The following is a 6,000-nucleotide window of genomic DNA, read 5'->3' as shown; positions in this document are numbered from 1 at the left end:
CACCCCGACCAAGCTCCCATGAAAAACTTCAACCTTTTATTCATAAACCGGACAAACGTTTCTAATAAATACCTGCATCGTTTATTATAAACGTCCCCCCAGTTTATTATAAACTCAAATTCCCCTTTTCAAAGATTAATCTTTAATTTTATGCAACAAAAAAGGCTGCGAACCCGCTAAGAGTTCGCAGCCCATCAATGATAAATGAGTCTCACAGAGTCTGTTTTCTCAGACTTCCGTTCGTTATATTGTCAGTATATCATACCAAATTAAAGGCATATACTTCCTATCAGATGCAGCAAAAAACAATTCTTTTTTCATTGGTTCAGGTTTTAATTAAAACTGGATAGCCGACTACAAATATACAACATAAAAAGGGCTTTGTCAAGTCTTCGGGAAGTTTATACAAGAAAACAAAGGATTACTGAAGCTCTCAGTATCATAAAAAACGTGAGTTCTTTTCGTCCTCATATTGAATTTATTTCGTATTTTTGCGTGCACATCCTCCTTTTTTTTGATGGATAGAAGAAAACTTGTTGTTAAAGCAAAGCGAAGATTGATATATGAGTGACGAAATCAACGAGATAACGGAAAAACATTCAGACTACAAACCAGCGGACGCGCGGGACGAAAACGTAAAACATCAGTTAACAGGCATGTACCAGAATTGGTTTCTGGACTATGCTTCATACGTTATTTTGGAACGTGCCGTACCTCATATCAATGACGGTTTAAAGCCTGTACAACGCCGTATCCTGCATTCTATGAAACGTCTGGATGACGGACGGTATAACAAAGTGGCAAATATTGTGGGACACACCATGCAGTTCCACCCCCACGGTGATGCTTCCATCGGGGATGCCTTGGTACAGTTAGGACAGAAAGACCTGTTGATTGACTGCCAGGGTAACTGGGGTAATATTCTCACTGGAGACGGTGCGGCTGCTCCACGTTATATCGAGGCGCGTTTATCCAAGTTTGCACTGGATGTTGTCTTCAACCCCAAAACTACCGAATGGAAATTGTCATACGACGGACGAAATAAGGAACCGGTCACTCTTCCTGTGAAATTCCCGTTATTACTGGCACAGGGAGTGGAAGGTATCGCCGTTGGACTTTCTTCCAAGATATTGCCACATAACTTCAACGAACTTTGCGATGCTTCCATCAGTTACCTGCGTGGAGAGGAATTCCAACTGTATCCCGATTTCCAGACAGGCGGATCGATTGACGTAGCCAAATACAACGACGGAGAACGTGGCGGAGCAGTGAAAGTGCGTGCCAAGATCAACAAGATTGATAACAAAACGCTTGCAATCACAGAGATCCCTTATGGGAAAACCACTTCAACAGTGATCGACTCTATCCTGAAAGCTGTTGATAAAGGAAAAATCAAAATTCGCAAGGTAGACGACAACACTGCTGCCAACGTAGAAATATTAGTGCATCTGGCACCAGGTACATCATCGGACAAAACAATCGATGCATTGTACGCATTCACCGATTGCGAAGTAAGTATCTCACCCAACTGCTGCGTGATTGATGACAGCAAACCTCATTTCCTCACTGTCAGCAAAGTCTTGAGAAAGTCGGCAGACAACACGCTGGATTTGCTAAAGCAGGAACTGGAAATCAAGAAAAACGAAATACTGGAAGCGTTGCACTTTGCTTCGCTCGAAAAAATATTTATCGAAGAACGCATCTATAAGGACAAAGAGTTCGAACAATCCAAAGATATGGACGCAGCTTGTGCACATATTGACGAACGCCTGACGCCTTATTATCCGAATTTTATCCGCGAAGTAACCAAAGAGGATATTCTCAAACTGATGGAAATCAAAATGGGGCGTATTCTGAAATTCAACTCGGACAAAGCGGATGAACTGATTGCCAGAATGAAAGAGGAAGTGGCCGAGATTGATAATCATCTGGCTCACATCGTAGATTATACCGTCAACTGGTATCAGATGTTGAAAAACAAATACGGCAAGAACTTCCCGCGCCGTACAGAACTGCGCAACTTCGACACCATCGAAGCTGCCAAAGTAGTAGAAGCAAACGAGAAACTTTATATCAACCGCGAAGAAGGATTTATCGGAACAGCCTTGAAAAAAGACGAGTTCGTTGCATGTTGTTCGGATATCGATGATGTCATTATCTTCTTCCGCGACGGTAAGTATATCGTTACTCCTGTTGCCGACAAGAAATTCGTCGGCAAAAACGTTCTTTACGTCAACGTATTCAAGAAGAACGACAAACGGACGATTTACAACGTAGCATACCGCGACGGAAAAGAGGGAACGACCTATGTCAAACGTTTTGCCGTGACTTCCGTAGTCCGCGACCGTGAATATGACGTCACCCAAGGTACCCCCGATTCACGTATCACCTATTTCAGTGCCAATCCGAACGGGGAAGCCGAAATCATCAAGGTTACGTTGAAGCCTAACCCACGCGTACGCCGCATCATCTTCGAGCAAGACTTCAGCGAAGTGGGCATTAAAGGTCGACAGGCACGCGGTATCATCCTCACCCGTCTGCCGATACACAAAATTACCCTGAAACAGAAAGGCGGTTCGACCCTCGGCGGGCGTAAAGTATGGTTCGACCGTGACGTACTCCGCCTCAACTATGACGGACGAGGTGAATATCTGGGCGAATTCCAGAGTGAAGACACCATACTGGTCGTTCTGAACAACGGTGACTTCTACAACAGTAACTTCGACCTGAGCAACCACTACGAAGATAATGTAAGCATCGTTGAGAAGTTCAACCCCAACAAGATATGGACTGCCGCGCTTTATGATGCCGACCAACAAAATTATCCGTACCTGAAACGTTTCTGTTTTGAAGGTTCCAACCGCAAGCAGAACTACTTGGGCGAGAACAAAAACAACCGTCTCATCTTACTGACCGACGAATACTACCCGCGCCTGGAAGTTGTATTCGGCGGACACGACAGTTTCCGCGACCCGCTGGAAATTGATGCGGATGAATTTATCGCTGTCAAAGGGTTCAAGGCAAAAGGCAAACGGATCACGACCTACACAGTGGAAACGATCAATGAGCTTGAACCAACTCGCTTCCCCGAACCCTCACAAGAGCAACAGGAAGTTCCCGAAAAGGAACCGGAAAACTTGGACCCGGACAGCGGCAAGAGCGAAGGCGATATTATTGATGAGATCACCGGGCAGATGAAATTATTCTGATGAAGAAAAAACTAATATACCTGGGGCTGACAGGTTGCATCCTGTTCGCCCTTAGCACAAGATTACAAGCGCAGACCGACAGTCTGCAAGCCCATCGATATGTAACACGTGCCACCATGTATGGTGTCGGATTTACGAACGTTTTCGACACCTATCTCTCACCGCAGGAATACAAAGGAATCGACTTCCGTGTTTCCCGTGAGTTGATTCGGATGACCAAGTTGTTTGATGGAAATATATCTGTGCAGAACTTCTTTCAGGCAAACATCAGCTATACGCACAACCGGGCTGATAACAATAACACTTTCTCCGGATTAGTCAACTGGAACTATGGATTACACCACCAGTTCCGCCTGACAGAGAATTTCAAATTATTAGCCGGAGGATTGATAGATGTCAACGGAGGCTTTGTCTATAATCTCCGTAACACCAACAATCCGGCATCCGCACGGGCATACGTCAATCTGGATGCCTCCGGAATGGCTATTTGGCACCTAAAAATCAAACAATATCCGATGGTGCTTCGTTATCAGATCAATCTGCCAGTTATGGGAGTGATGTTCTCTCCCCACTACGGACAATCTTATTACGAGATATTCTCTTTGGGAAATTCGAGCGGAGTGATAAAATTCACCTCCCTGCACAATCAACCTTCGTTGCGCCAGATGCTCTCCGTTGACCTGCCGATAGGATATACCAAAATGCGCCTCAGCTACCTGGCTGATTTACAGCAATCCAACGTTAACAATATCAAGACACATACCTACTCACACGCATTCATGGTAGGATTTGTGAAAGACCTATACCGTATCCGAAATAAGAAAGGAACCGCTCTTCCTTCATCGGTTAGAGCTTACTAAGAGAACAAAATTTAATGTTGAAACTTCAAGTGAGAGATCAATTAATGATGAGAAATAAGATTAAACAAATACTATGGCTGCTCTGCTGCCTTCCGGTGCTGACCGGTTGCATTGGGGAAGATGACTATGCCAATGATCCCAGAGGCAATTTCGAACAACTATGGAAGATCATCAACGAACAGTATTGTTTTCTGGATACGAAAGGCATTGACTGGGATGCTGTTCATGACGAATACAGCAAACTGATTATTCCGTCGATGTCCAATGATGACCTGTTCGACATCCTAAGCCAAATGCTTTATATCTTGAAAGACGGGCATGTCAATCTATCTTCTGCCAGTCGTATTTCTTATTACGATGCATGGTATCAAGGCTACCCTTGGAATTATAGAGAAGATATTCTTTATAACTATTATTTGGGTAGTACCAATTCAGACTATCGCACATCCGCTGGTCTTAAATATAAAATATTCGACAATAACATAGGATACATACGTTATGAAAGTTTCAGTGCCGGAGTTGGAGATGGCAATTTGGATGAGGTCCTTTACTATTTACAAATCTGCAATGGATTAATTATTGATGTCCGTGATAACGGAGGAGGTAATCTGACCAATTCTTCACGCATAGCTGCCCGGTTCACTGATAAACAGGCATTAACAGGATATATCCAACATAAGACAGGCCCGGGACACAATGATTTCTCAGAGATGGAACCCATTTATTTAGAACCCTCCAACAGTATTCGTTGGCAAAAAAAGGTCGTGATACTAACCAATCGTCGATGTTATAGTGCCACAAATGATTTTGTTAACATAATGCGCAGCTTAAACAATGATAACGAAGATAAAAGAATCATCCAGCTGGGCGACCAGACTGGTGGTGGATCAGGGCTACCGTTTTCATCAGAATTACCCAATGGCTGGAGCATCCGCTTCTCTGCCAGCCCCCACTTTGATAAATATGGAAAGTCATTGGAGGATGGGATAAAACCTGATGTATACGTAAATATGGATAAGATTCTAGAAGAAGGAATAGAGCAGGGCGACATAGAATCACAAAAGAAAGATCCACTGATTGAAAAGGCATTCGAAATCTTAAGTGAATAACTTTATTGCCGAATTATTTGCCAAATCAGAAAATCTTCCTATCTTTGCACCGCTAAACAAAAAAGCTACACATGCGGATGTGGCGTAATTGGTAGCCGCGCCAGACTTAGGATCTGGTGCCGTGAGGCGTGTAGGTTCGAGTCCTATCATCCGCACAAACTACCCTGTATTTACAGTTAAAAAGCCCCTAAAACGGACATTTTAGGGGCTTTTTTGTGTCCTCTCCGCTGGCATTCCGAAAAATGCTAACAACATTCGGTGCCATTCTCGGTGACAGGATTTCCTTTTTTTATCTTAATTTTTGGATTCAAAGTAGGATTCACCAAAAAAAACAAGTATGGAAAGAAAAAAAACTTTCAGCGTTCTGTTTTGGCTACGGAAAAGTCGAACAAATGAAAGTCTGTCACCTCTGTTCTGCAGAGTTACAATCATGGGGCAAAGATACGAAATTCCTACGAATTGTCATATCTCCGCCGCTTCATGGTCGGCAGCCGCTCAAAAGTCACTCGGAAAAACAGCAGCCGACAAAGAAACAAACAGGTATATCGAAGACCTGAAACTGCAAATTGAAGAAACCTGTAACAAGCTCCGGCAAAAGAATCATCCCCTCAACATCGAGAATTTCAAACTCTACTGGGAACCTTGCGTTTTTACAGCGTCTTTTTCCTCTTTTCTTCTACAAAGATAGGCCACAGCCGGCTGTCAGTCAAGAACTGCTACGCTATTTCAGATAAAAATATCCTGCGCTCCTACGTCGTGCGGTATTTTTATCTGAAATTTCTTGCCTGCCATCCGTCCGCGTCCTGGGAGATGTATAAGAAA

General features: G+C 43.6%; 3 protein-coding genes, 1 tRNA gene and 1 pseudogene. All 5 read left to right on the top strand.

Annotated elements, in window-relative coordinates; genetic code table 11:
• The first annotated feature begins 563 nt into the window (after positions 1-563).
• The gene (locus tag A4V03_RS20565) at positions 564-3,209 is read left to right on the top strand and encodes a DNA gyrase/topoisomerase IV subunit A (protein WP_065540207.1); all 2,646 of its coding nucleotides are present in this window, start codon (positions 564-566) and stop codon (positions 3,207-3,209) included.
• The gene (locus tag A4V03_RS20560) at positions 3,209-4,069 is read left to right on the top strand and encodes a DUF3316 domain-containing protein (RefSeq protein ID WP_065540206.1); all 861 of its coding nucleotides are present in this window, start codon (positions 3,209-3,211) and stop codon (positions 4,067-4,069) included. Before A4V03_RS20565 ends, A4V03_RS20560 begins: the two co-directional genes overlap by 1 nt.
• A 14-nt stretch (positions 4,070-4,083) precedes the next feature.
• Complete coding sequence (locus tag A4V03_RS20555; RefSeq protein WP_065540205.1) at positions 4,084-5,178, top strand: S41 family peptidase; 1,095 nt, start codon at positions 4,084-4,086, stop codon at positions 5,176-5,178.
• A 73-nt stretch (positions 5,179-5,251) separates the two neighbouring features.
• Positions 5,252-5,333: transfer RNA gene (locus A4V03_RS20550), tRNA-Leu, on the top strand.
• Between the two features lie 182 nt (positions 5,334-5,515).
• Positions 5,516-5,818 (top strand): annotated as a pseudogene (locus A4V03_RS20545) (Arm DNA-binding domain-containing protein); the annotation flags it as partial.
• Positions 5,819-6,000 lie beyond the last annotated feature (182 nt).

Source organism: Bacteroides caecimuris (assembly GCF_001688725.2).
GTDB lineage: Bacteria > Bacteroidota > Bacteroidia > Bacteroidales > Bacteroidaceae > Bacteroides > Bacteroides caecimuris.
Note: the sequence above shows the minus strand (reverse complement) of the source record. Positions and strands in the feature narration are given on the sequence as shown.

What these genes read in the sequence shown, in the direction of transcription:
- A4V03_RS20565 (WP_065540207.1), top strand. Translation starts at nt 564, where the DNA reads ATGAGTGACGAAATCAACGAGATAACGGAAAAACATTCAGACTACAAA.
- A4V03_RS20560 (WP_065540206.1), top strand. Translation starts at nt 3,209, where the DNA reads ATGAAGAAAAAACTAATATACCTGGGGCTGACAGGTTGCATCCTGTTC.
- A4V03_RS20555 (WP_065540205.1), top strand. Translation starts at nt 4,084, where the DNA reads ATGTTGAAACTTCAAGTGAGAGATCAATTAATGATGAGAAATAAGATT.